General features: G+C 66.5%; 19 protein-coding genes and 1 tRNA gene. 10 read left to right on the top strand and 10 right to left on the bottom strand.

Translation table 11 applies throughout. The features are described 5' to 3' along the window. Positions 1-7: 7 nt before the first annotated feature. The 3 genes from purM (at position 8) to rnd (ending at position 2,882) form a co-directional block, all read left to right on the top strand. A complete protein-coding gene (purM, locus tag CDO87_RS21565) occupies positions 8-1,051 on the top strand; it encodes a phosphoribosylformylglycinamidine cyclo-ligase (RefSeq protein ID WP_100930687.1) in 1,044 nt (347 codons plus the stop codon). After that, positions 1,048-1,638 (top strand): phosphoribosylglycinamide formyltransferase, encoded by a 591-nt coding sequence (gene purN / locus CDO87_RS21560; protein ID WP_100930686.1) that lies wholly within the window; start codon positions 1,048-1,050, stop codon positions 1,636-1,638. The genes purM and purN overlap by 4 nt, the downstream gene beginning before the upstream one ends. Positions 1,639-1,724: 86 nt before the next feature. Beyond that, positions 1,725-2,882 (top strand): ribonuclease D, encoded by a 1,158-nt coding sequence (gene rnd, locus CDO87_RS21555; RefSeq protein ID WP_100930685.1) that lies wholly within the window; start codon positions 1,725-1,727, stop codon positions 2,880-2,882. Positions 2,883-2,958: 76 nt separating this feature from the next. On the opposite strand, the gene CDO87_RS21550 is transcribed toward rnd, so the two are convergent. Next, entirely contained in the window at positions 2,959-3,471 is a 513-nt protein-coding gene (locus CDO87_RS21550; RefSeq protein ID WP_100930684.1) for a hypothetical protein, read from the bottom strand. A gap of 118 nt (positions 3,472-3,589) precedes the next feature. Between CDO87_RS21550 and CDO87_RS21545 the strand changes: the two genes are divergently transcribed. Beyond that, a complete protein-coding gene (locus tag CDO87_RS21545; RefSeq protein ID WP_100930683.1) occupies positions 3,590-3,991 on the top strand; it encodes a SufE family protein in 402 nt (133 codons plus the stop codon). Positions 3,992-4,167: 176 nt separating this feature from the next. On the opposite strand, the gene trpE is transcribed toward CDO87_RS21545, so the two are convergent. From trpE to fabI, 5 genes are all read right to left on the bottom strand, one after another. Then, on the bottom strand, positions 4,168-5,682 hold the full coding sequence (gene trpE, locus CDO87_RS21540; protein ID WP_100930682.1) for an anthranilate synthase component I: 1,515 nt from the start codon (positions 5,680-5,682) through the stop codon (positions 4,168-4,170). Between the two features lie 13 nt (positions 5,683-5,695). Continuing rightward, complete coding sequence (locus CDO87_RS21535; protein ID WP_100930681.1) at positions 5,696-7,543, bottom strand: peptidylprolyl isomerase; 1,848 nt, start codon at positions 7,541-7,543, stop codon at positions 5,696-5,698. Between the two features lie 43 nt (positions 7,544-7,586). Continuing rightward, complete coding sequence (locus CDO87_RS21530; protein WP_100930680.1) at positions 7,587-8,774, bottom strand: aminotransferase; 1,188 nt, start codon at positions 8,772-8,774, stop codon at positions 7,587-7,589. 130 nt (positions 8,775-8,904) lie between these two features. Continuing rightward, a complete protein-coding gene (gene gpt / locus CDO87_RS21525; protein WP_100930679.1) occupies positions 8,905-9,408 on the bottom strand; it encodes a xanthine phosphoribosyltransferase in 504 nt (167 codons plus the stop codon). A gap of 150 nt (positions 9,409-9,558) precedes the next feature. Continuing rightward, a complete protein-coding gene (gene fabI, locus CDO87_RS21520; protein WP_100930678.1) occupies positions 9,559-10,365 on the bottom strand; it encodes an enoyl-ACP reductase FabI in 807 nt (268 codons plus the stop codon). 205 nt (positions 10,366-10,570) lie between these two features. On the opposite strand from fabI, the gene pdxH reads away from it, so the two are divergent. The 5 genes from pdxH (at position 10,571) to CDO87_RS21495 (ending at position 16,816) form a co-directional block, all read left to right on the top strand. Then, the gene (pdxH, locus tag CDO87_RS21515) at positions 10,571-11,176 is read left to right on the top strand and encodes a pyridoxamine 5'-phosphate oxidase (RefSeq protein WP_100930677.1); all 606 of its coding nucleotides are present in this window, start codon (positions 10,571-10,573) and stop codon (positions 11,174-11,176) included. A gap of 173 nt (positions 11,177-11,349) precedes the next feature. After that, positions 11,350-11,877, top strand: a complete 528-nt coding sequence (locus CDO87_RS21510; RefSeq protein WP_100930676.1) for a cold-shock protein — start codon at positions 11,350-11,352, stop codon at positions 11,875-11,877. After that, on the top strand, positions 11,853-12,401 hold the full coding sequence (locus CDO87_RS21505) for a DUF192 domain-containing protein (protein ID WP_100930675.1): 549 nt from the start codon (positions 11,853-11,855) through the stop codon (positions 12,399-12,401). Before CDO87_RS21510 ends, CDO87_RS21505 begins: the two co-directional genes overlap by 25 nt. A 67-nt stretch (positions 12,402-12,468) precedes the next feature. Continuing rightward, positions 12,469-12,545 (top strand) — tRNA-Pro (locus tag CDO87_RS21500). 608 nt (positions 12,546-13,153) lie between these two features. Next, on the top strand, positions 13,154-16,816 hold the full coding sequence (locus CDO87_RS21495; protein ID WP_100930674.1) for a vitamin B12-dependent ribonucleotide reductase: 3,663 nt from the start codon (positions 13,154-13,156) through the stop codon (positions 16,814-16,816). Positions 16,817-17,072: 256 nt separating this feature from the next. On the opposite strand, the gene CDO87_RS21490 is transcribed toward CDO87_RS21495, so the two are convergent. From CDO87_RS21490 to CDO87_RS21480, 3 genes are read right to left on the bottom strand one after another with little or no spacing between them, the layout of a single operon-like run. Further along, positions 17,073-19,325 carry a xanthine dehydrogenase family protein molybdopterin-binding subunit gene (locus tag CDO87_RS21490; RefSeq protein ID WP_100930673.1) on the bottom strand — a complete coding sequence of 751 codons (2,253 nt, stop codon included), beginning with the start codon at positions 19,323-19,325 and terminating at the stop codon, positions 17,073-17,075. Then, complete coding sequence (locus CDO87_RS21485; protein ID WP_100930672.1) at positions 19,318-20,370, bottom strand: xanthine dehydrogenase family protein subunit M; 1,053 nt, start codon at positions 20,368-20,370, stop codon at positions 19,318-19,320. The genes CDO87_RS21490 and CDO87_RS21485 overlap by 8 nt, the downstream gene beginning before the upstream one ends. Continuing rightward, complete coding sequence (locus tag CDO87_RS21480; RefSeq protein ID WP_100930671.1) at positions 20,367-20,861, bottom strand: (2Fe-2S)-binding protein; 495 nt, start codon at positions 20,859-20,861, stop codon at positions 20,367-20,369. Before CDO87_RS21480 ends, CDO87_RS21485 begins: the two co-directional genes overlap by 4 nt. A 180-nt stretch (positions 20,862-21,041) precedes the next feature. On the opposite strand from CDO87_RS21480, the gene CDO87_RS21475 reads away from it, so the two are divergent. Continuing rightward, a complete protein-coding gene (locus tag CDO87_RS21475) occupies positions 21,042-21,584 on the top strand; it encodes a TetR/AcrR family transcriptional regulator (RefSeq protein WP_254698241.1) in 543 nt (180 codons plus the stop codon). A gap of 3 nt (positions 21,585-21,587) precedes the next feature. Here CDO87_RS21475 and CDO87_RS21470 read toward each other — a convergent pair whose 3' ends face one another. Further along, the gene (locus CDO87_RS21470; RefSeq protein ID WP_100930669.1) at positions 21,588-22,847 is read right to left on the bottom strand and encodes an ABC transporter substrate-binding protein; all 1,260 of its coding nucleotides are present in this window, start codon (positions 22,845-22,847) and stop codon (positions 21,588-21,590) included. Positions 22,848-22,873 lie beyond the last annotated feature (26 nt).

The raw sequence follows: 22,873 nt of genomic DNA, 5'->3' as shown, positions 1-22,873 counted from the left end.
GAGCGACATGAGCGACGGCAAGAACGGGCTGACCTACGCGGCGGCGGGCGTGGACATCGACGCGGGCAACGCGCTGGTCGAACGGATCAAGCCGGCGGCGAAACGGACCAACCGCCCCGGGGTGATGTCCGGGCTGGGCGGCTTCGGCGCGCTGTTCGACCTGAAGGGCGCGGGCTACGAGGATCCGATCCTCGTGGGGGCGACCGACGGCGTCGGCACCAAGTTGCGCATCGCCATCGACACCGGGCTGGTGGACGGCGTGGGCATCGACCTCGTCGCCATGTGCGTCAACGACCTCGTGTGCCAGGGCGCGGAGCCGCTGTTCTTCCTCGACTACTTTGCCACCGGCAAGCTCGACACCGACACCGCCGCGCGGGTCATCGAAGGCATCGCGGAGGGCTGCGTGCGGTCCGGCTGCGCGCTGATCGGCGGCGAGACGGCAGAGATGCCCGGCATGTACCCGGCGGGCGACTTCGACCTCGCGGGTTTTGCCGTGGGCGCGATGGAACGCGGACGCGAACTGCCCGCAGGCGTGGCCGAGGACGACGTGCTGCTGGGTGTGGCGTCGAACGGCGTGCACTCCAACGGCTACAGCCTCGTGCGGAAGCTGGTCGAGGTCTCGGGCCTCGGTTGGGACGCGCCGTGCCCCTGGGGCGAGGGTACGCTGGGCGAGGCGCTGCTGGCGCCGACCACGCTGTACGTCAAGGGCGCCATCGCGGCGGTCAAGGACGACTGCATCCACGCGCTGGCCCACATCACCGGCGGCGGCCTGACGGAGAACCTGCCGCGCGTCCTGCCGGAGGGCCTGGGCGCCGAGATCGACCTTGGCGCATGGGAACTACCGGGCATCTTCAGGTGGCTGTCCGATCAGGGCAACATCGAAGAGCGCGAGATGCTGAAGACCTTCAACTGCGGCATCGGCATGATCGCCGTCGTCGCACCCGACAAGGCTGACGCCGCCCGCGCCCACCTGACCGAGGCCGGGCACGAGGTGCACCGGATCGGCACGGTGACGGCGGGCGAGGGCGTCACCTACCGGGGCAACCTGTGAAGCGCATCGCCATCCTCGTTTCCGGCGGCGGCTCCAACATGGTGAAGCTGGTCGACAGCATGACCGGCGACCATCCGGGCCGCCCGGTGCTGGTGGCGTCGAACGATCCCCATGCGGCGGGTCTGACCCGCGCGGCAGAGCGGGGCGTGCCGGTGGCGGCGGTGGATCACAAGCCGTTCCGGGGCGACCGCGCCGCCTTCGAGGCCGAACTGCGCCGCCACATCGACGCGGCCGAACCGGACGTGCTGTGCCTTGCGGGTTTCATGCGCATCCTGACGCCGTCCTTCATCGCCGCCTACGAGGGCCGGATGCTGAACATCCACCCGTCGCTTTTGCCGAAGTACCGCGGGCTGCACACCCATGCCCGCGCGCTGGAAGCCGGCGACACGGAGGCAGGCTGCACCGTGCACGAGGTCACGGCGGAACTGGACGAGGGCCCGATCCTTGGCCAGGCGCATGTCCCGGTTGAACCCGGCGACACGCCCGACACGCTGGCGGCGCGGGTTCTGACCATGGAACACAAGCTTTATCCCGCGGTCCTGCGCCGCTTCCTCGAAGGCCGTCGCACACCCCTGATCCTGACCTGATGCGTGGCGTTTCCCATTTCAGGAAAATGGGTTATGACGGTGAAACGCGCCGCAGGGTCGACACCACATAACAGAAAAGACTGCGCATGCAGACATTGACGACGACCGAAGAGCTTTCCGATTTCTGTGCCCGTGCCAAGGGCCAGCCGTACATCACCGTCGATACGGAGTTCCTCCGTGAACGGACCTATTATTCCAAGCTGTGCCTGATCCAGCTTGCGCTGCCCGGCAAGGGTGACGAGGACGCCGTGCTGGTCGATCCGATGGTGGACGGGCTGTCGCTGGACCCTCTGCTGGACCTCTTCCGCGACGAGAGCATCGTGAAGGTGTTCCACGCCGCCCGGCAGGATCTGGAGATCTTCTACATCGATCACGGGGTCATCCCGCAGCCGCTGTTCGACACGCAGGTGGCCGCCATGGTCTGCGGTTTCGGCGAGCAGGTCGGCTACGAGACGCTGGTCAAGCGCATCGCCAAGCAACAGCTCGACAAGTCCTCGCGCTTCACCGACTGGTCGCGCCGCCCGCTGACGGACGCGCAGAAGTCCTACGCGCTGGCCGATGTGACGCACCTGCGCCAGATCTACGAATTCCTCGCGGGCAAGCTGGAGGAAAGCGGACGGGCGCGCTGGGTCGCCGAGGAACTGGGCGTCCTGACCGATCCGGAAACCTACATCACCCGCCCGCGCGACGCTTGGCAGCGGGTGAAGACACGGTCCAACGCGCCGCGCTTCCTTGCCATCGTGCGTGAACTGGCGGCCTTCCGCGAAACCTACGCGCAGGAGCGCAACATCCCGCGCAACCGCGTGTTCAAGGACGACGCGCTGGTCGAGCTGGCCTCGACCAAGCCGATGTCGGCCAATGACCTGTCGCGTTCGCGCCTGCTGCTGCGCGAGGCCCGCAAGGGCCCCATCGCCGACGGCATCCTCGAAGCGGTCAAGGCCGGGGTGGAATGCCCCAAGGACGACCTGCCCGAAGCCGACACCGTGCGCGACAAGCTGCAGGTGAACCCGGCGCTGGCGGATCTTCTGCGCGTGCTGCTGAAGGCCAAGACGGAGCGTTTCGGTGTGGCCTCCAAGCTGATCGCCCCGGCGACCGACCTCGACGCCATCGCGGCGGGGATGCGCGACGTGCCGGCGCTGTCCGGCTGGCGGCGCGAAGTCTTCGGCGAGGATGCGCTGCGTCTGTGCTCCGGCCAGATCGCGCTGGCAGCACGGGGCAAGAACGTCGACGTCATCGAACTCTGACGGTCGGGCCGCAGGCCCGGTTCACAGCGGAAGAGACAACGGGGACGGGCCGAAAGGCCCGTGCGACCCGCGGCTGTCAGCGGCCGGTGGTGCGGGTGTTGTTGCGCGCCTTGACCACGATGCTGCGCACCAGCGCAAGCTCGTTGTCGGTCAGCCAGGTGGCGGCGGTCACGGTGCGGGCCGAGACGGGGCCGGTGGGCCCGACGTACTGTTCCGCCCGCAGCGCATAGACCAGCGTGTCGTCGGTCGTCTCGTTCTCCACCTCGACCAGCTTGACGTCGTAGGCGCCCTGGTAGCGGGTGACGCCGGTGGCGCGGACAAGCGCACCGCCGGGACGGCGCTCCACGAAAAGGCCGGTGACCTCGTCCACGGCGATGCCGCCGTAGCTCTCGTCTTTCTTCCGGCGGAAAACCGATTCCTCGCGCACGGGGATCAGCGGGTTGTAGGCCGGATCGTCCGCACGGACCTCGGTGCGCACCGAGGTGCTGCCGCCGAACCAGTTGAACGGATTGAGGCGGGACTCCCGCACGCCGCCGCAACCGGACAGAACGAGGCCTGCAAGGACCAGAACGGAGATCTGTTTGTGCATCTTGTGCCTCTTGCCTGAGTGTTCCCCGGTTAACCCATCCGGAGACGCTTGAAAAGCCTGCGAGGTGCTGGACCTTTGCGGCGCGGGCGCTTACCTGCGGGGGAAAAGGAGTGGTGTCATGGCCCAGAAAGCGTTCGAAGAGGTGGTTGAGGATTTCGAGTTCCTCGAGGACTGGGAAGACCGCTACCGCATGGTGATCGAGATGGGAAAAGCGATGGAGCCGATGCCCGATGCGCTCAAGACACCGGCGACCAAAGTACATGGCTGCCAAGCGCAGGTTTGGCTCTATCCCAAAACCGAAAACGGGATATTCCATTTCCTCGGCGACTCAGACGGGATTATTCAACGCGGGCTTATCTCATTGCTCTCTCTCTTATATGATGGATTGCCAATTAGTCAGGTTGCAGAAGTGGATGCCCGAATGGAACTGGGACGATTGGGCTTGGAAAGTCACTTAACTAGAGCACGTTCCGATGGTCTGGCCGCCATGATAAAGCGTATCCGCGAGTCTGCGACGTGACGAAACGTAGACCTGCTTCCCACCTCAGATTGCTTAGAGCGTATGTGGCGGCTTTCTAGGTCTGTAAACCGTGACTGCAGGCGTAGACGGTGTTCCGGGCTTGCCGAATATCAAAACATCTCAGGGCAAAACCTAAAGACGCGCGGCCCGTACTGGCAGTGCGTTCAACGCAGGGTTCAGCCGTTGCCGTTGCCGGTAAAGCGCGCGGCGTCCGCTGCCGCGCGCCGGATGGCGTTCGACTTGTGTACGGTCTCCATATACTCGGCCTCGGGGTCGCTGTCGTAGACCACGCCGCCACCGGCCTGGATATACAGCTTCTGGTCCTTCACGATCGCGGTGCGCAGCGCGATGCACATGTCCATGTCGCCACCGGCGCTGAAATAGCCAACGCCGCCGCCGTAGACGCCGCGCTTTTCCGGCTCGAGCTCGTCGATGATCTCCATCGCGCGGACCTTCGGCGCGCCGCTGACCGTGCCCGCGGGCAGACCCGCCAGAAGGGCAGAGAGGGCGTCGTGCTCCTCCGACAGCTCGCCGACCACGTTCGAGACGATATGCATCACATGGCTGTAGCGCTCGATGATGAACTTCTCGGTCGGGCGGACGGTGCCGATCTTCGACACGCGGCCGGTGTCGTTGCGCCCGAGGTCGAGCAGCATGAGGTGTTCGGCCAGTTCCTTCTGGTCCGCCAGCAGATCCGCTTCGAGGGCGTTGTCCTCTTCGGGGGTGGCGCCGCGCGGACGGGTGCCCGCGATGGGGCGGATCGTCACCTCGTTGCCGAAGACCCGGACGAGGATCTCCGGCGAGGCGCCGATCACCTGGAAGCCGCCGAAGTTGAAGTAGAACATGAAGGGCGACGGGTTGGTGCGCCGCAGCGAACGGTAAAGCGTGAAGGGCGGCAGCGGGAAGTCCTGCGTCCAGCGCTGCGAGGGCACCACCTGGAAGATGTCGCCCGCCTTGATGTACTCCTTGGCCTTGTTGACCGCGCCCTTGTATTCCTCGTGCGTGAAGTTCGAAACGGGCTCGCCCAGGTCGGCGGCCTCGCCGAGGTCGCGGCTGGCCTGCGGCATCGCGCGTTCGAGGTCGCGCACCGCGTCCATCACCCGTTCCGCCGCCTGCGCATAGGCAGCGCGCGCGGGCACGCCGTCCTGCACCCAGGCGGGCGAGACGACGGTGACTTCGCCCTTCACGCCGTCCAGAACCGCCACGACGGAGGGGCGCATCAGCACCGCGTCGGGCAGGCCCAGCGGGTCGGGGTTCACGTTCGGCAGGCGCTCCACCAGCCGGATCATGTCGTAGCCCAGGTAGCCGAACAGCCCGGCGGCGGCCTGCGGCAGGTCCTCCGGCAGATCGATCTTCGATTCCGCCAGGACGGCGCGCAGGGCGGTCAACGGGTCGGCGTCCATCGGCTCGAACGCGTCGGGGTCGAACCGCGCGTGACGGTTGATCCGCGCCTTGTCGCCATGACACTGCCAGACGAGGTCCGGTTTCATGCCGATCATCGAGTAGCGCCCGCGCACCTCGCCGCCGGTGACGGATTCGAGGACGAAGGTGTCCTTGGCCGCGCCCGTCAGCTTCAGCATCAGCGACACCGGCGTGTCGAGGTCGGCGGCCAGCCGGGTGTAGACGATCTGGTTCTCGCCCGCCTGGTAGCGGGTCGCGAAGGCGTCGAAGGCGGGGGTCAGCGTGGGCATGGGCTCGGGCGCCTTACTGGAAGTTCGCGAGGACGGCGTTGACCGCGGCCTGGTCGATCTCGACACCGGCACGGGACTGGATGTCCTGCGCAAGCGCCCGGAACAGGTCCTGGCTCACGTCCTGATCGGCCTGCTGCGCAAAGAGCTGGCGGAACTGGCGGACATTCTCGTCCTCCGGGTCGACCTCGATGATCTCGTCGAGGCGCACGACGTAGGCGGTGCCGGCACCCTTGACGGCGGCGGCCTCGCCCTCGGACATGGTGAAGACCTGCGTCAGCACCGCCTGCGGCACATCGTCGGTATTGGCATTGCGGGTCAGGCCCTCGTCCACCGTCCGGGCGCGCAGGTTCAGATCGTCGAACCCGGTGTCGCCGGAAAGCTGACCGGCCAGCGCCTCTGCCTGATCCGCCAGCGCCGTGGCGCGTGCATTGGCCTCCCAGTCCTGGGCCACGCGGTCGCGGACTTCTTCGAACGGGTAGGGCGCGGCTTCCTGGATTTCGTCGAGGCGCAGGGCGAAAAGCCCGCCGTCGCCCAGTTCGGCCATGGCCGGGTAATCGCCGGTCTCCGCCTCGGCAGCCGCCTCGTTGAAGGCCGCGTAGCCGGCGATGCCCTCGCTGCTGGAAGAGGTCCAGTCGATCTGGCCCAGCTCCATCTCCGTGTCGCCGGCAAGGTCTTCGAGCGTGGCGCCCGCGGCCAGTTCGTCGTCAAGCTGGTTGGCGAGCCCCTCGATCACGCGGCGGGCCTGATCCAGCGCCAGCGTGTCGCGCATCTGCGGCACGGCCTCTTCGAAGCTGGTGCTCTGCGCGGCCAGAACCGCGTTCACCCGGTAAAGCGCGGGCCCGAGGTCGGAGGGGGCCTGCACGACCTCACCCACGTCCGCGGCAAAGACCGCGTCGCCCGCCTCACCCAGCGCGGCTTCGGTCACGTCGCCCATGTCGGTGTCGGCAAGGTCGAGCCCGCGTTCGATGACCAGCGTCTCGAAGGGCACGTCGCCGCTGGCGACGCGTTCGGCGGCTTCCTGTGCGGCCTCTTCGGACGAATAGACCAGCCGTTCCACAAGACGGCGCTCCGGCATGTTGAACTCGGCTGAACGCTCCTCGTAGGTGGCGCGCAGCCTGTCCTCGGGCACCTCGACGGTGTCGACGATCATCGCGGGCGTCAGCCACGCGTAGGTGATCTTGCGCGTCGTGGGGCGGGTGTAGCGGTCGATGTTCTCGTCGTAGAAGGTCTGCAGATCTTCGTCGGTGGGCACCGGCAGGCCGGTGGTCAGCTGCTCCGCTCCAAGCTCCGCCCAGGTGAAGGCGCGGCGCTCGCCGGTGTAGGACACCAGCGTCTGCGCATAGACCGGCGGCAGGACAACGCCTGCCTGGATCGCGTTCTGCAGCAGGGTGGAGGCGCTTTCGGCCCGCAGCTGTTCCTCGAACTCGCGTTCGGAGAAGCCGGCGCCCTGCAGGGCAAGGCGGTAGGATTCCCGGTCGAAGGAGCCGTCGACCCCCTGGAAGGCCGGGATCTCGCGCAGGTCCTGCGCCAGACGTTCGTCGCCGACGGAGATGCCAAGCTGCGCGGCCTCGTTCTCGAGCGCCGCAGAGGTCACAACGCGGCTCAGCACCATGTCCGGAATGCCCATGGCGCGCGCCTGCTGGAAGGTCAGCGCCTGACCCGTCTGTGCCTGCACGGCGCGCATTTCCTGCTGGATGGCGCGGAAGTAGTCGGAGGCGGGAATCTCCGCCTCGCCGACCTTGCCAATGCTCGACACGCTGCCGCCGAAATTGGTGGCCCCGAAACCGCCCAGACCGAGGAGCAGCAGACCCAGCAGGATGTACCCGCCTGTCTTGCCGACGCCGCCTTTTTTCTTGCTCATGGCCTAACCCCTCCGCGCTGGTTCGGGAGTGTCTAAACCGGGGTCACAGGGGCTGCAAGGGGGGCAGGTCCAGTGCGGCCAGCCGCGTGCAGAGCGCGCGCAGGCTCTCGGCCCCGGCATTGGCAAAGGCGATGCGGAAATGCCGGTCGCCGGAGGGGTCCTCAGGCGGGGTGAACATCGTCGCGGGCAGGATCAGCACACCCGCCTCGCGCACCAGCAGCGGCGCCAGGTCCGCGGCCCCCATGGCGAAGGGATGCTCGACATAGGCAAAGTAAGCGCCCAGCCCCTTCAGCCGCCAGCCTTTCACCTCGAGCGGGGCGAACGCTTCGGCCAGGGCGGCGCGGCGGGCGAGGATCTCGTCGCGCTGTTCGGCCTTCCACTGCGCCAGCGTCTGCAACCCGTGCAGCGCCGCCTTCTGGCCCAGCGAGGGCGCGCAGATCGCCACCGTGTCCTGGAACTTCTCGATCTGGTGCAGAAGCTCGGCATCGCCGATCACCGCGCCCACACGATGGCCGGTCAGCCGGTAGGCCTTTGAAAAGCTGTAAAGCTGGATCAGCGTGTCGGCCCAGTCGGGGCGGGCCAGCAGGTCATGCGGCGCGCCGGTGTGGGTGGCGAAGTCGCGGTAGGTCTCGTCCACGATCAGCCTGATCCCGGTCTCGCGGCACAGATCGAAAAGCGCCGAGAGCGTCTCTGCCGGGTATTCGACGCCCGCGGGATTGTTCGGCGTCACGATGGAGATCGCCTTCGTCCGCGGCGTGATGAGCGCGCGGGCAGCCTCCGGATCGGGGATCAGAGTGTCGTCCGTGGGCAGCGGAACGGCCACCACACCCGACATGTCCATCCACATTTTGTGGTTGAAGTACCATGGGGTTGGGACGATGACTTCATCCCCTTCCGTGGTCAGCGCCGACAGCGTCGCGGCAAAGGCCTGATTGCAGCCCGCGGTGATGCCCACCTGCGCTGCCTCCACCGTGCCGCCGTAATGGCGCGCCCAGTCCTCTGCCAGCGCGGCGCGCAGGTCGCCGTGTCCGAGGACGGGGCCGTAAAGATGGCTAGACGGCACCTCGATCAGTTCCGCCATGGCGCGCCGCATCGCGGGCGGCGGCGGGTCGGCGGGCGCGGCCTGTGCGAGGTTCAGGAGCGGCCGGTCGGCGGGAAACTCCACGCCCTGCAGCCAGCGCTGCGCTTCCGGGATCGGCGGAAAGAAGGTGGCTTCGGTACGGGTGGTCATGGTGCGCCTGCGGTTGTTCGCGGCGAAGCTATCAGCCCGGACCGGACGCGCAAGCCAGAGCGTCGGTCCCGCCCGGCCAAACGGGCGCGGAAGACGCGGGCGCCCGCCATTGCAGCGCCCGCAGCCGGCGTCAGTCGTCGCCGCGGTAGGGTTTGACGTACTGCAGCGCCATGTCCCACGGGAAGAAGATCCAGGTGTCCTGGCTTACTTCGGTGACGAAGGTGTCGACCTGCGCGCGGCCCATCGGCTTGGCGTAGACCGTGGCGACATGCGCCTTGGGCATGTGGGTGCGCACCACTTCGAGCGTGCGGCCGGTGTCCACCAGGTCGTCGACCACCAGCACGCCGGTGCCGTCGCCGATCACGTCCATGTCGGGCGACTTGATCACGCGCGGCTCTGCCTGGGTCTGGTGGTTGTAGCTTTTCACGCTGATCGTATCGACCATGCGGATGTCGAGTTCGCGCGCCACGATCATCGCCGGGGCCATGCCGCCGCGGGTGATCGCCACGACCGCGCGCCAGGCGCCTTCGTCCGGGCCTTGCCCCTGCAGGCGCCACGCCAGCGCGCGCGCGTCGCGGTGCAGTTGATCCCAGCTGACGTGAAAGCCTTTCTCGTGGGGCAGACGGTCGTTCATGGCGGACTCCTCATGCGGTCTGGGGCGCGTCATAGGGCAGGGCAGGGCCGGAGGGCAAGCCTGCTGTCACGGGCCCGGAACCGACCGGCCCCGAAAACGCGAACGGGCGCCCGTTCGGACGCCCGGTCAGCATTCGGAACCCTGCGGGCCTCAGCCCTTCTGGATGTCCGGCGCGTCCACCGCCTTCATGCCGACGACGTGATAGCCGCTGTCGACATGGTGCGTCTCGCCGGTGACGCCGTTCGACAGGTCGGACAGCAGGTAAAGCGCGGACCCGCCCACATCGTCGATGGTCACGTTCCGGCGGAGGGGCGAATTGTACTCGTTCCACTTCATGATGTAGCGGAAATCGCCGATGCCCGAAGCGGCCAGCGTCTTGATCGGACCGGCCGAGATCGCGTTGACCCGGATGCCGTCCTTGCCCAGATCCTCGGCAAGGTAACGGACCGAAGCTTCCAGCGCCGCCTTGGCCACGCCCATCACATTATAGTGTGGCATGATGCGTTCGGCGCCGTAGTAGGTGAGCGTCAAGGCGGCCCCGCCGCTCTTCATCAGCTTCTCGGCGCGCTGCATCACGGCGGTGAAACTGTAGACGGAAATGTCCATCGTCATGGTGAAATTGCCGCGCGTGGTGTCGACGTAGCGCCCGCGCAGTTCGTTCTTGTCCGAGAAGCCGATGGCATGGACGACGAAGTCGAGTCCGCCCCATTCTTCTTCCAAGGCATTGAACAACAAGTCGATAGAGCCTTCGTCGCCCACGTCGCAGGGCAGGACGATCTGGCTGCCCAGTTGGGAGGCAAGAGGATCGACACGCTTCTTCAGCGCCTCGCCCTGGTAGGAGAATGCCAGCTCCGCGCCCGCTTCGCTCAGCGCCTTGGCAATGCCCCAGGCGATAGACTTGTCGTTCGCCAGCCCCATGATGAGGCCGCGTTTGCCCGCCATCAACCCGTTTGACATGACCGTCCCTTCCACCAGATCGACAATGGATCGTCGTGTAGGCGATACAAATGTGGGCATCAAGGGCGCAAAAGCGGGAAATCCCGACTTGTGGCGCCCCCGGGGCTGCGCCAGACCGGAAACAGGGTGATCGGGCGGGCGCTGTCACGGACCTCGGGGCGGTGACGGATCGGAACACGATGGAAGACAGGACAGGGAACGGCGGATGAGCGACAGAGACGGCATTTTCAAGGGCGACGATCCCTTTGCACTGGCACGGCGCTGGCTGGAAGAGGCGGAGAAGACCGAGGCAAACGATCCCAACGCCATTGCCCTGGCGACGGTCGATGCCGACGGGCTGCCCAACGTGCGCATGGTGCTTCTGAAGGAGATCGAGGACGACGCCTTTGTCTTCTATACCAACTACGAAAGCGTGAAGGCCGCCGAGATCGAGGGGGCGGGCAAGGCCGCCTTCGTGATGCACTGGAAATCTCTGCGCCGTCAGGTCCGCGTGCGCGGCACGGTCACCCGCGAGGACGGTCCGAAGGCGGACGAATATTACGCCTCGCGCTCGCTGAAAAGCCGCTTGGGCGCGTGGGCCTCACACCAGAGTCAGCCCCTGGCGAGTCGCGCGGCGCTGGTCACCGAAGTGGCAAAGGTCACCGCACGGCACGGCACGGACCCCAAAAGACCACCCTTTTGGGGAGGGTATCGTATACGTCCGAATGAGATCGAGTTCTGGGCAGATGGTGCATTCAGGTTGCATGATAGATTTCGCTGGCAGAAGAAATCCGGGCAACGTGAATGGACCGTTACCCGGTTGAATCCTTAACAAAGGTCTGACAGTGAAGGGGCATTTCACGTTACGTCAAATGCTCCGACGGTCAACTTAACGTGGAAAAACGGGGGTGCTGACACAAATCAGCCTTCCGCGTGCCTTGAATGTGACTCAAAGTTTGATCCAAGACTCTGGCTGTGGCCGCAGGATGCGTTTGGGAAGAAGAGTTGGAAAACAAGTCAAGTGACGACGGGCACGTCGTCGGGAAAGTGAAGTGGTTCGACCCGGTTAAGGGGTTCGGGTTCGTGGTATCGGATGAAGGCGGTCCGGACATCCTGTTGCATGCCAACGTGCTGAGGAATTTCGGCCAGAGCTCGGTCGCCGACGGCGCCCGGATCGAGATCAGTGTCCAGCGCACCGACCGCGGGGTGCAGGCCACACAGGTGCTGTCGATCGAGCCGCCGGAAACAGGCGAAGGCGCGCCGCTGGCCGATTTCGAACATCTCGATCCCGAGGTGATGAAAGCCGCCGAACTGGAACCCGCCCGCGTGAAATGGTTCGACAAGGCCAAGGGATTCGGCTTTGCAAACGTGTTCGGAAAACCCGAAGATGTGTTCATTCATATCGAGGTCCTGCGCCGGTCGGGCCTCTCGGATCTGCAGCCGGGCGAAGCCCTTGCAATCCGGGTGGTCGATGGACGGCGCGGCCGCATGGCTATGGAAGTGAACGCATGGGAAGCCGCTCTGACCCGTTGAACCGCTCTGCCGCGACTGCTGGCATCTTGTACCGCGCCCGGTCCCTGCTGACCGCGGCGCTTCTGGCGCTGGCCTGTGTGGCCGTCCTTGCGCCGGCGACCGTCCGCGCCGATGCCGCGCCCGCCTGCAGGGAAGATACGCTCTACCTCAGGGGCGACTTCGGGCAGGCCCGCTTTTCCATCGACATCGCAGCGACCCCCAAGGACCGCAACCGCGGCCTGATGTTCGTCAAGCAGATGCCCGCCAGCTACGGCATGCTTTTCGTGTACGACCGTCCGCAGCGCGTGGCCTTCTGGATGAAGAACACGCTGATCCCCCTCGACATGATCTTTGCCGATGCGCAGGGCGTGGTGCAGAACGTGCACGCAAACGCCGTGCCGGGCGACCTGACCTCCATCCCGGGCAAGGGCCAGATCCAGTACGTGCTGGAAATCAACGGCGGCATGGCGCGGATGCTGGGCATCGGCCCCGGCACGGAGCTGCGCCATCCGGCCATCACGGACGCCGCCTGGCCCTGCGACTGACGCAATCCGCGACCGCACCAGATAGGGGCTTTTCTTTGCGGCGGGGGATCGCTATTCCCCTCGCTGTCGGGGCGTGGCGCAGCCTGGTAGCGCGTCTGTTTTGGGTACAGAAGGTCGTGAGTTCGAATCTCGCCGCCCCGACCATCCCGCCTCCTGCGCCGCGGCGCACAGGGCAACACACCACTTCATATGTGATCGGTCAGGACAGGCGATGCCGCGAGATGCGGCAAACGAATCTGCCTGTGCATGACTCCCCGCCCATTCCCCTGCGTCAGGTGCTTGCGCGTCACATCGGTGCCACACCAGATGGCGTTAACCTCAGTTTAAAAAGCGTAAACTTGGGCTTTCCGGGACGCGGGACGGGTTATCCCCTGCTCTGTGGATAACTTTGTGCAAACAAACGCGGAATCGCTGTTTCCCGGGTAAAGGGAAGATTAACGCGTTGTGAATGAATCACGGGACACTCTTGTACAGAGAACTGCCAGTAGTAGGTGCCCGTATCGTCAACACAAAATATATGACGTTTTGGGTAAATTTGGCGTTGACGACTCTGCTCCGGATTGGTCATTTTGTGCGGGCCGGACGATGATGCCACAAGATATAGTGGTCGGGGCGGCTCAGGGACAGAACAGCCATACAGCCTGATGGGGGGGACACCCCGGAAACGTGCGCTCTGCACGAGGCGGCTCTTTTACCCCTGTTGCCCTGTCGTGACGGCTCGGGACCAGGACTTTGCGACGGGGCAGAACACGATGAAGATCGAAAGAAAATACACGAAGGCAGGACAGGACGCTTACGCCGAGGTGCCCTTCGTCACCACCAGTTCGGAAATCCGCAACCCGGACGGCACCGTGGTGTTCCGGCACGACAGCCTCGAAGTTCCCGCCAAGTGGAGCCAAGTTGCGTCCGACGTCATCGCGCAGAAATACTTCCGCAAGGCAGGCGTGCCCGTCGAACTGAAGAAGGTCGAGGAAGAGGGCGTGCCGGAATTCCTGTGGCGCTCCGAACCCGCCGCGAAGGACACCAAGCGCACCGGCGAAACCTCCGCCCGACAGGTCTTTGACCGGCTTGCAGGCGCATGGGCCTACTGGGGCTGGAAGGGCGGCTACTTCACCACCGAGGAAGACGCCCGCGCCTATTACGATGAAATGCGCTACATGCTGGCGACTCAGGTTGCCGCGCCGAACAGCCCGCAGTGGTTCAACACAGGGTTGCATTGGGCCTATGGCATCGACGGTCCGGGCCAGGGCCATTACTACGTCGATTACAAAACCGGCAAACTCGTCAAATCGAAGTCGGCTTATGAGCATCCGCAGCCGCACGCCTGCTTCATCCAGTCGGTTTCCGATGATCTGGTGAGCGAAGGCGGCATCATGGACCTGTGGGTCCGTGAGGCGCGGCTTTTCAAATACGGATCCGGCACAGGCACGAACTTCTCCTCCCTGCGTGCCGAAGGCGAGGCCCTGTCAGGCGGAGGCAAGTCCTCCGGCCTGATGGGGTTCCTCAAGATCGGGGACCGCGCAGCCGGGGCCATCAAGTCCGGCGGCACCACCCGCCGCGCCGCCAAGATGGTGATCTGCGACGCCGACCACCCCGACATCGAGGACTTCATCAACTGGAAGGTGAAGGAAGAGCAGAAGGTGGCGTCCATCGTCGCCGGCTCCAAGATGCACGAAAAGATGCTGAACGGCATCTTCGAGGCGATCCGCGCATGGGACGGAGCCGAGGCCGACGCCTATGAGCCCACCGCCAACACCGCGCTGAAGAAGGCCGTCCGCGCCGCCAAGCAGGCGATGATCCCGGAGACCTACATCAAGCGCGTGCTGGACTACGCACGCCAGGGCTATGCCTCCATCGAGTTCCCGACCTACGACACCGACTGGGACAGCGAGGCCTATGCCTCCGTGTCGGGCCAGAACTCCAACAACTCGATCCGCGTGACCGACGCCTTCCTGAAGGCCGTCCGCGAGGACAAGCCGTGGGAGCTCATCCGCCGCACCGACGGCAAGGTGGCGCGCACCGTGTCCGCCAAGGAGCTGTGGGAACAGATCGGCCACGCCGCATGGGCCTGTGCCGACCCGGGCATCCAGTTCCACGACACCGTCAACGCCTGGCACACCTGCCCGGAAGACGGCGAGATCCGCGGCTCCAACCCGTGCTCCGAGTACATGTTCCTCGACGACACGGCCTGCAACCTCGCGTCCATGAACCTGCTGACCTTCCTCAAGGACGGCGTGTTCCAGTCCGAGGACTACATGCACGCCACCCGTCTGTGGACGCTGACGCTGGAAATCTCCGTCACCATGGCGCAGTTCCCGTCGAAGGAGATCGCGCAGCTCTCCTATGACTTCCGGACGCTGGGCCTCGGCTATGCCAACATCGGCGGCCTGCTGATGAACATGGGCTTCGGGTACGACTCCGACGAAGGCCGCGCGCTCTGCGGTGCGCTGACCGCGATCATGACCGGCGTGTCCTACGCCACCTCCGCCGAGATGGCGGGCGAGCTGGGCGCGTTCTCGGGTTACGAGCGCAACGCCAAGCACATGCTGAAGGTCATCCGCAACCACCGCAACGCGGCATGGGGCAAGACCACCGGCTACGAAAAGCTGGCGGTGAAGCCGGTCGCGCTCGACCACAAGAACTGCCCGGACGCCACGCTGGTGGAACTGGCCATGGCCTCCTGGGACGAGGCGCTGAAACTGGGCGAGCGTCACGGCTACCGCAACGCGCAGGTCTCCGTCATCGCGCCGACCGGCACCATCGGCCTGGTCATGGACTGCGACACCACCGGGATCGAACCGGACTTCGCGCTGGTGAAGTTCAAGAAGCTCGCGGGCGGCGGCTACTTCAAGATCATCAACCGCTCCGTTCCGGCGGCTCTGGCCAAGCTGGGCTACGGCTCTGCGCAGATCGAGGAGATCATCGGATACGCCGTGGGTCACCAGACGCTGGGCAACGCCCCGGGCGTGAACCACACCGCGCTGATCGGCCACGGCTTCGGCCCAGCGCAGATCGAGAAGGTCGAGGCAGCCCTTGCCACCGCCTTCGACATCCGCTTCGTCTTCAACCAGTGGACCCTGGGCGAGGCCTTCTGCACCGACGTGCTGGGCATCCCGCAGGCCAAGCTGAACGACCCGACCTTCGACATGCTCCGTCACCTGGGCTTCAAGAAGGCCGAGATCGACGCGGCCAACGACCACGTCTGCGGGACGATGACGCTGGAAGGCGCGCCGCACCTGAAGGAAGAGCACTACTCGGTCTTCGACTGTGCCAACGCCTGCGGCAAGAAGGGCAAGCGTTACCTGTCGGTCGAGGCGCACATCCGCATGATGGCGGCGGCCCAGTCGTTCATCTCGGGCGCGATCTCGAAGACGATCAACATGCCGAACACGGCGTCGATCGAGGACTGCCAGAAGGCTTACGAGCTGTCCTGGTCGCTGGGCACGAAGGCCAACGCGCTCTACCGTGACGGCTCCAAGCTGTCGCAGCCGCTGGCCTCCGCGCTGGTCGAGGACGACGAGGACGCCGCCGAGATCATGGAAACCGGCACGCCTCACGAAAAGGCGCAGGTGCTGGCCGAAAAGATCGTCGAGAAGATCGTGGTGAAGGAGATCATCAAGTCCGAACGGACGAAGATGCCCGAGCGCCGCAAGGGCTACACCCAGAAGGCCATCGTCGGCGGTCACAAGGTCTACCTGCGCACCGGCGAATACCAGGACGGCTCCCTGGGCGAGATCTTCATCGACATGCACAAGGAAGGCGCGGGCTTCCGCGCGATGATGAACAACTTCGCCATCGCCGTGTCCGTGGGTCTCCAGTACGGCGTGCCGCTGGAGGAGTTCGTCGACGCCTTCACCTTCACCAAGTTCGAACCGGCGGGCATGGTGCAGGGCAACGACTCGATCAAGAACGCGACCTCGATCCTCGACTACATCTTCCGCGAACTGGCGGTCTCCTACCTCGACCGCACCGACCTTGCCCATGTGAAGCCCGAAGGCGCCGCCTTCGACGATCTGGGCCGGGGCGCCGAGGAAGGCGTGGCCAACGTCAAGGAACTGTCGGAAACCGCCGCGTCGCGCAGCCTCGAGGTGCTGAAGCAGATCAGCTCCACCGGCTACCTGCGCAAGCGTCTTCCGCAGGAACTGGTTGTCCTGCAGGGCGGCGTGGCAAAGGCGACGGGCACCGATCCGGTGGCGACGCTCAGCACGCTGGTGCCGGAAACCTCGAAGGCATCCGCAGCGGCGACCTCGACCATTGCCGTGGCCTCCGGTGCCATGTCGATGGACGAGCGCACGAAGGCCCGGATGCAGGGCTACGAAGGCGAAGCCTGCGGCGAATGCGGCAACTACACGCTGGTCCGCAACGGCACCTGCATGAAGTGCAACACCTGCGGCTCCACGAGCGGCTGCAGCTGATCGGACGGCCCGGGCGGCTCCTGCCGCTGCCCGGGCCCGACGCTACCCCGAGTGGGGGGTGGCGCGTCGCATGTCCCTGTGGCGCGCCGGTTGTGGATGGGACTGAAGCCATCCTTTTCTGGGGCCGGTGCGCTGGCCCTGAGCGTGAACAAGGACACAGGCAGAAAACACTCGGGCGGTGAAACATCGAGCCTTGTTCGCGAAACTCAAAAGGGCCCCGGTGGGGGCCCTTTTTCTTTGCTGTCGAAGGACGGGATCAGTCGCCCGCGCCGACAAGGTCCCGGACCCGGATCGGGTAGGACCGGATGCGCCGCCCGGTCGCGTGCCGTATGGCGTTGCCGATGGCGCCCACCGTGCCGGTGATGCCGATCTCGCCCACGCCCTTGATGCCCAGCGGGTTCACGAAGGGGTCTTCCTCGTGCACCGTGATGACCTCCAGCCCCTGCACGTCGGCATTGACCGGCACGTGGTAGCTGCCGAAGTCGGCATTGACGATATGGCCGCGCCGGGGGTCCTGTTTCGCCGCTTCGTGCAGCGCAAAGGACAGCCCCCAGATCATCCCGCCCATAAGCTGGCTTTCGGCCAGTTTCGGGTTGATGATCCGCCCGGCGGCAAAGGCGCCCACCATGCGGGTCACCCGTACCTGTCCCAGCGAGGGGTCGACCTTGACCTCCGCAAAGACCGCGCCGTGGGAATACATCGCGAACCGCTCTGCATGTTCCGCCGCGCGCGAGGCGCTGCCTTCGCCTGTCACTTCGGCGCTGCCGTTGCGCGCGAAGATATCGGCAAAGCTGTCGCTGCGGCTGTCGTCGCCGTCCACGTAAAGCCTGCCGTCCCGCGCCACGAAACCGGCATTGCCCGCCCCGAAAAGCGGCGAGTCCGGGTCGGCGCTGGCGATCTCGCCCAGCTGCCGCAGCACGTCGCCGCCCGCCGCATGCAGCGCGCCGCCCGCCGTCGCCGTGTGGCCGGAGCCGCCCGCGACCCCGCCGCTTGGCAGGGCGGAATGCCCGGCCCGGAACTCCACCCGGTCGAGCGGCAGGCCAAGGCTGTCCGCCGCGATCTGCGCCAGCGCGGTCCAGGCGCCTTGGCCCATGTCGGCGGCAGAGGTCTCCACCAGTGCGCTGCCGTCGGCGCGCAGGGTGGCGCGGGCGTCGGCGGCGAACATCGGGCAGCCGAACAGCGCCGTGCCCATGCCCCAGCCGGTCAGCATCCCGTCGCTGTCCCGCATCATGCGCGGCTGAAGCGGCCGGTCGGCCCAGCCGAAGCGCGCCGCGCCCTGTTCGTAGCACTCGCGCAGCGCCTTCGACGAATAAGGCCGCCCGGTGCCGGGCTCCGTTTCCGCGTAGTTCTTCAGGCGGAAGGCCAGCGGGTCCATGCCCAAGGCCTCCGCCATCTCGTCCAGCGCACCCTCCAGCGCGGCGGCCCCCGAGGCCTCGCCCGGGGCCCGCATCGGACCCGGCGTGCCGATATCCAGCCGCGCCATCCGGTGCCGCGACCGCAGCGCGCCTGCGGCGTAAAGGCCCTGCGTCGCATTCGGCGCGGGTTCCACGAAGACGTCAAAGCTCGACACCGCCGAGACGCCCTCGTGGTCGATCACCGTCAGCGCGCCCTCCGCATCCGTGCCAACGCGCAGCCGTTGCAGGGTCGCACCGCGATGGCCCACCGGACCGAACATCTGGTTGCGCGTCAGCATCAGCTTGACCGGCCGCCCGATGTCCCGCGCCGCGAGGATCGCCAGAAGCTGCGGCCCGGTGGTGAAGGCCTTCGACCCGAAGCCGCCGCCGAGATAGGGGCTGCGCAGGGTCACGTTCTCTGTCGGGATGCCGAAGTAATACGCGTAGGCCTCGCAGGTCAGCATCAGCGCCTGGCTCGGCAGGTCGAGCGTCAGCCGGTCGCCCTCCCACTCCGCCACGACGGCATGCATCTCCATCGCGTTGTGATACTGCGCGGGCGTCGTGTAGGTGACGTCGACGGCGTTCAGGGCGGCGGCATGGCCTGCCTCCGGATCGCCGCGCGTGGTGTCCCCCGGGCTGCCGAAGCCCGCGCCCTCGACCTTCAGCGCCGGTTCGTCGGCGAGCGAGACGCGCGGTGACTCCATCTCGTAACGCGGGGCCAGGAGGCGCACGCCTTCCGTCGCGGCCTCCAGCGTCTCGGCCACGACCAGCGCGATGGGTTGGCCTGCGTAACGCACGGTGTCGTCCTTCAGCGCCTCGATGCGCATGGAGAACATGGTCGGCTTGTCGTCCGGGTCGCCCTGCAGGGCCGGGCGGTTGGCCGGGGTGTAGACCCGGATCACGCCCGGGTGCGCCTCTGCCGCCGCGACATCCAGCGACGCGACACGCCCCCGCGCGATGGTGGCGGGAACATAGACCGCGTGCAGCAGGCCGTCGCGCATGTTGTCGGCGGCAAAGGTCGCGGTGCCCGTGACCTTTGCGATGCCGTCCCGCCGGGTGACGGGCTGGCCGGAGTTCGATCCGAAACGGACCTGTGGGGAAAGGGTGTCAGGCATGTTGAGCCTCCTTGGTCGGTCCGAAGGGTGAAGCGGGCAGGGCGGGCACACGGTCCGGCGTGCCCTCTGCCGCAAGGGCCAGAGCCCGCGCGGCGGTGCGGATGGCGAGGTCGATCTTCCAGCCGTTGTCGCCGGACGGCGCGGCACCGGCCATCGCGGCGCTGGCCGCCCGGTCGAAGAGCGCCGCATCCGGCGTCTGTCCGGCCAGCATCGCCTCGGCCTCTGCCACGCGCCACGGGCGGGCCGCCACGGCGCCAAGTGCCAGCCGCGCCTCGGCGATCGCGCCGCCCTCCATCCGCAGCGCGGCCGCGGCAGAGGTCAGCGCAAAGGCAAAGGACGTCCGGTCCCGCACCTTGAGATAGCGGGCATGGGCGGCAAACGCCTCCGCCCCGGCGGGCAGCCGCAGGCCGGTCACCAGTTCGTCGGGACCGAGGGCGGTGGTCCGCTCCGGCGTGTCACCGGGGAGGCGCAGGAAATCAGCCAGTGGCATCTCGGAGGTGCCGTTCGGTCCCTCGGTCTCCACCACCGCGCCAAGGGCCACCAGCGGCACGCAGAAGTCGGACGGATGGGTGGCGATGCAGCCCTCCGACCAGCCCAGCACCGCGTGGCCTTCGTTCAGGCCGTCCTTCGCATCGCAGCCCGACCCGGCCTGCCGCCGGTTGCAGGCGGCGTTCGGGTCCTGGAAATAGGCGCAGCGGGTGTGCTGCATCAGGTTGCCCGCCACCGTCGCGGCGTTGCGCAACTGCCCCGACGCGCCGGACAGCAGCGCCTCCGCCACCATGGGGAAACGCTTCGCAAAGCCGTCGTCCCGCGCCAGATCGGCGTTGGAGACCAGCGCACCGATGCGCGTGGCGCCATCTGCCAGCACCTCGATCCCGCGCAGGCCGGGTAGGCGGGTGATGTCGATCACCCTGTCGGGCTTGGCCGCGCCGGTCTTCATCAGGTCCACAAGGCTGGTGCCGCCGCCCAGCCAGACTGCGCCGGGCTTCCATGCGCCAAGCGCCTCCGACAGCGACGCGGGCTGAACGAAATCGAACCGTTTCATGCGGTGCCCTCCGGATTTGCGGACATCCGGCGCGTGGCGTCCTGCACCGCAAGCGTGATGCCGTGATAGGCCGCGCACCGGCAGATGTTGCCGCTCATGCCTTCGCGGATGCGTTCGGGATCGTCGCCCGCCGCGCCCTCGGCGATCAGGCCTACCGCGCTCATGATCTGGCCCGGCGTGCAATAACCGCACTGGAACCCGTCATGTTCGACAAACGCCGCCTGCACCGGATGCAGCGCGCCATCCTGCGCCAGCCCTTCGATTGTCGTCACCTCGGCGCCGTCCAGCGTGACGGCCAGCGTCAGGCAGGAATTCACCCGTTTTCCGTTCAAAAGCACCGTGCAGGCACCGCATTGACCGCGGTCGCAGCCTTTCTTGGTGCCGGGCATCGCAAGCCGTTCGCGCAGCAGGTCGAGAAGCGTGACGCGTGGATCGTCCAGCGCGACATCGCGTGCGACCCCGTTCAGGGTCAGCGAAATGGAGAAAGACATCCGTCCCTCCTTTTTGATGATTTAATGAAAGCCGGTCCCTCGCACCCGGGCGAGGAAGTCCCTACAGTCCGTATGGGGGAGGGCACCGTGCCCGTCCCGTGCTATAGTTATACGGAGGGTGCCTCCGTTTTTCAAGAGGAGAGCGTGCGCTTGTGTGAAACGCGCAAGAGAAAACCGCGCGTGGACGCGGCCCGCAACCGCGATCTGCTGATCGAGGCGGCCAAGGACGTGCTGGGACAGGGCGGTCCCAACGCCAGCCTGGAGGCCGTGGCGCGCCGTGCCGGCGTGGGCATTGGCACGCTCTACCGCCACTTTCCGAATCGGGAAGAACTGTTCCACGCGGTCTTCCGCCGCGAGATGGAGCAGCTGGCCGACCTTGCCGAAGGGCTCGACGGCACCAACGATCCGGTGGCGGCGCTGCGCGGCTGGCTGCACGCCAACGTCGCGATGGTGGAGACCAAGCGCGGAATGCTCGGCGCGCTCTCGATGGTCATGACCGAGGATGCTAAAAAGACCTACGCGGAGCTTTCGGCGCGCATCACCGGATCGGTCAACGGCCTGATCGCCAAGGGCCAGCAGGCCGGCGTCCTGCGCGAAGGCATCACCGCCGACGACCTGTTCCAGACGATGTACGCGCTGTGTTACGCGCGCGAACCCGGGCCGGACTGGCGCGCGCAGGTGGTGCGCCTGCTCGACATCTTCGTGGACGGCCTCAAGGCCTGAGGCTCACCAGCCGCGCCGCTCCAGCCGGGCAAGCTGCTCCTGCAAAGGTGCGAAGAGGGTGGACGGGTCCTCCGCCTCGCCCGAGAGGTAGGCGTTCACCGTCTCCGACCAGCGGTCCGACACGAAGGTGTAGCTGCCGCGCAACTCGGCGTTGGGCCGGTTGATGGCGGTCTGCAGCGCCGCAAAGATCTCTCCGAAGAAGTCCGACATGTTGCGGATATCAGGGTTGGAATACAGCTCCGGCCGCGTCGGGTTCACGCTGCTGAAGAGCGCGCGCTGAAGCTGTTCGTTCTTCGAGGTCATGTGCAGCACGAGGTCGGCGGCGATCTCCGGATGTGCGCTGTCCTGCGACACGCCGAGATACCAGCCGCCGCTTGTGCCCGCGCCGGACCCCGCCGCGCCGCCGGGCAGGGTGGTCACGCCGACCTTGCCCTTCACCTTGCTCCAGTCCTCCTGCGCCAGCGCCCAGACGTAGGGCCAGTTGCGCATGAAGACCGCGCCGCCGTCCTGGAACATCTCGCGTGCGCTCTCGTTGTTCAGCGTCGTCACTTCCGGCGGAGCGATATCGCCGATCCAGCCCTTCACGCGGCGCAGCGTGTCCATGGCGGCGGGATCGTCCACCGCCACGCGCCCCTCCGCGTCGAGGATCTGCGCCCCGCCCATGGTTGCCAGCCACTCCATCGCGTTGCAGGTCAGCCCTTCGCCCGCGTCGCCGTCGAAGATGTAGCCCCAGATGCGGTTGCCTTCGGCGCGCTCCGCTGCCTGGATCTGGCGCGCGACCGTCTCCATCTCGTCCCATGTGCGCGGCACGGCGGTGCCGTGTTTCTCAAGCAGGTCCTTGCGGTAGAAGAACAGCCCCACATCGGACCAGAGCGGCAGGGCCTTCAGCTCCCCCTCGAAGCTGGCGTTCTCCACCAGGGCCGCGAAATGCTGCGTCTCGGCGCCCTCCGAATAGGCGCTCAGGTCGACGAGGTACTGCTCGACGAAGTTCACCCAGATCGTGTCGATCTTCACCACGTCGATCACCTCGCCGCTTTCGGGGCGGGCCAGGCGTTCGCGGAAGAAGACAAGCTGGTCGTTGCTGGCCTGCGGCGTCGGCACGATGCGCACCGTGTGGCCGGTGCGGCGTTCCCATCGGTCCACCGAATCCTGGCAGACGTTGTACTGCCCGCCGATCACCCCGCAGGAAAGCGAGATCTCGACGGCGCGCGCGGGCGCGGCCAGCACGAGCATGGCAAGGCAGGTGTGGATCAGTCGGGTCATGGCGGTCGTCCTTTGTCCTGGGGTCC

The sequence above is a fragment of the Sagittula sp. P11 genome (assembly GCF_002814095.1).
GTDB lineage: Bacteria > Pseudomonadota > Alphaproteobacteria > Rhodobacterales > Rhodobacteraceae > Sagittula.
Note: the sequence above shows the minus strand (reverse complement) of the source record. Positions and strands in the feature narration are given on the sequence as shown.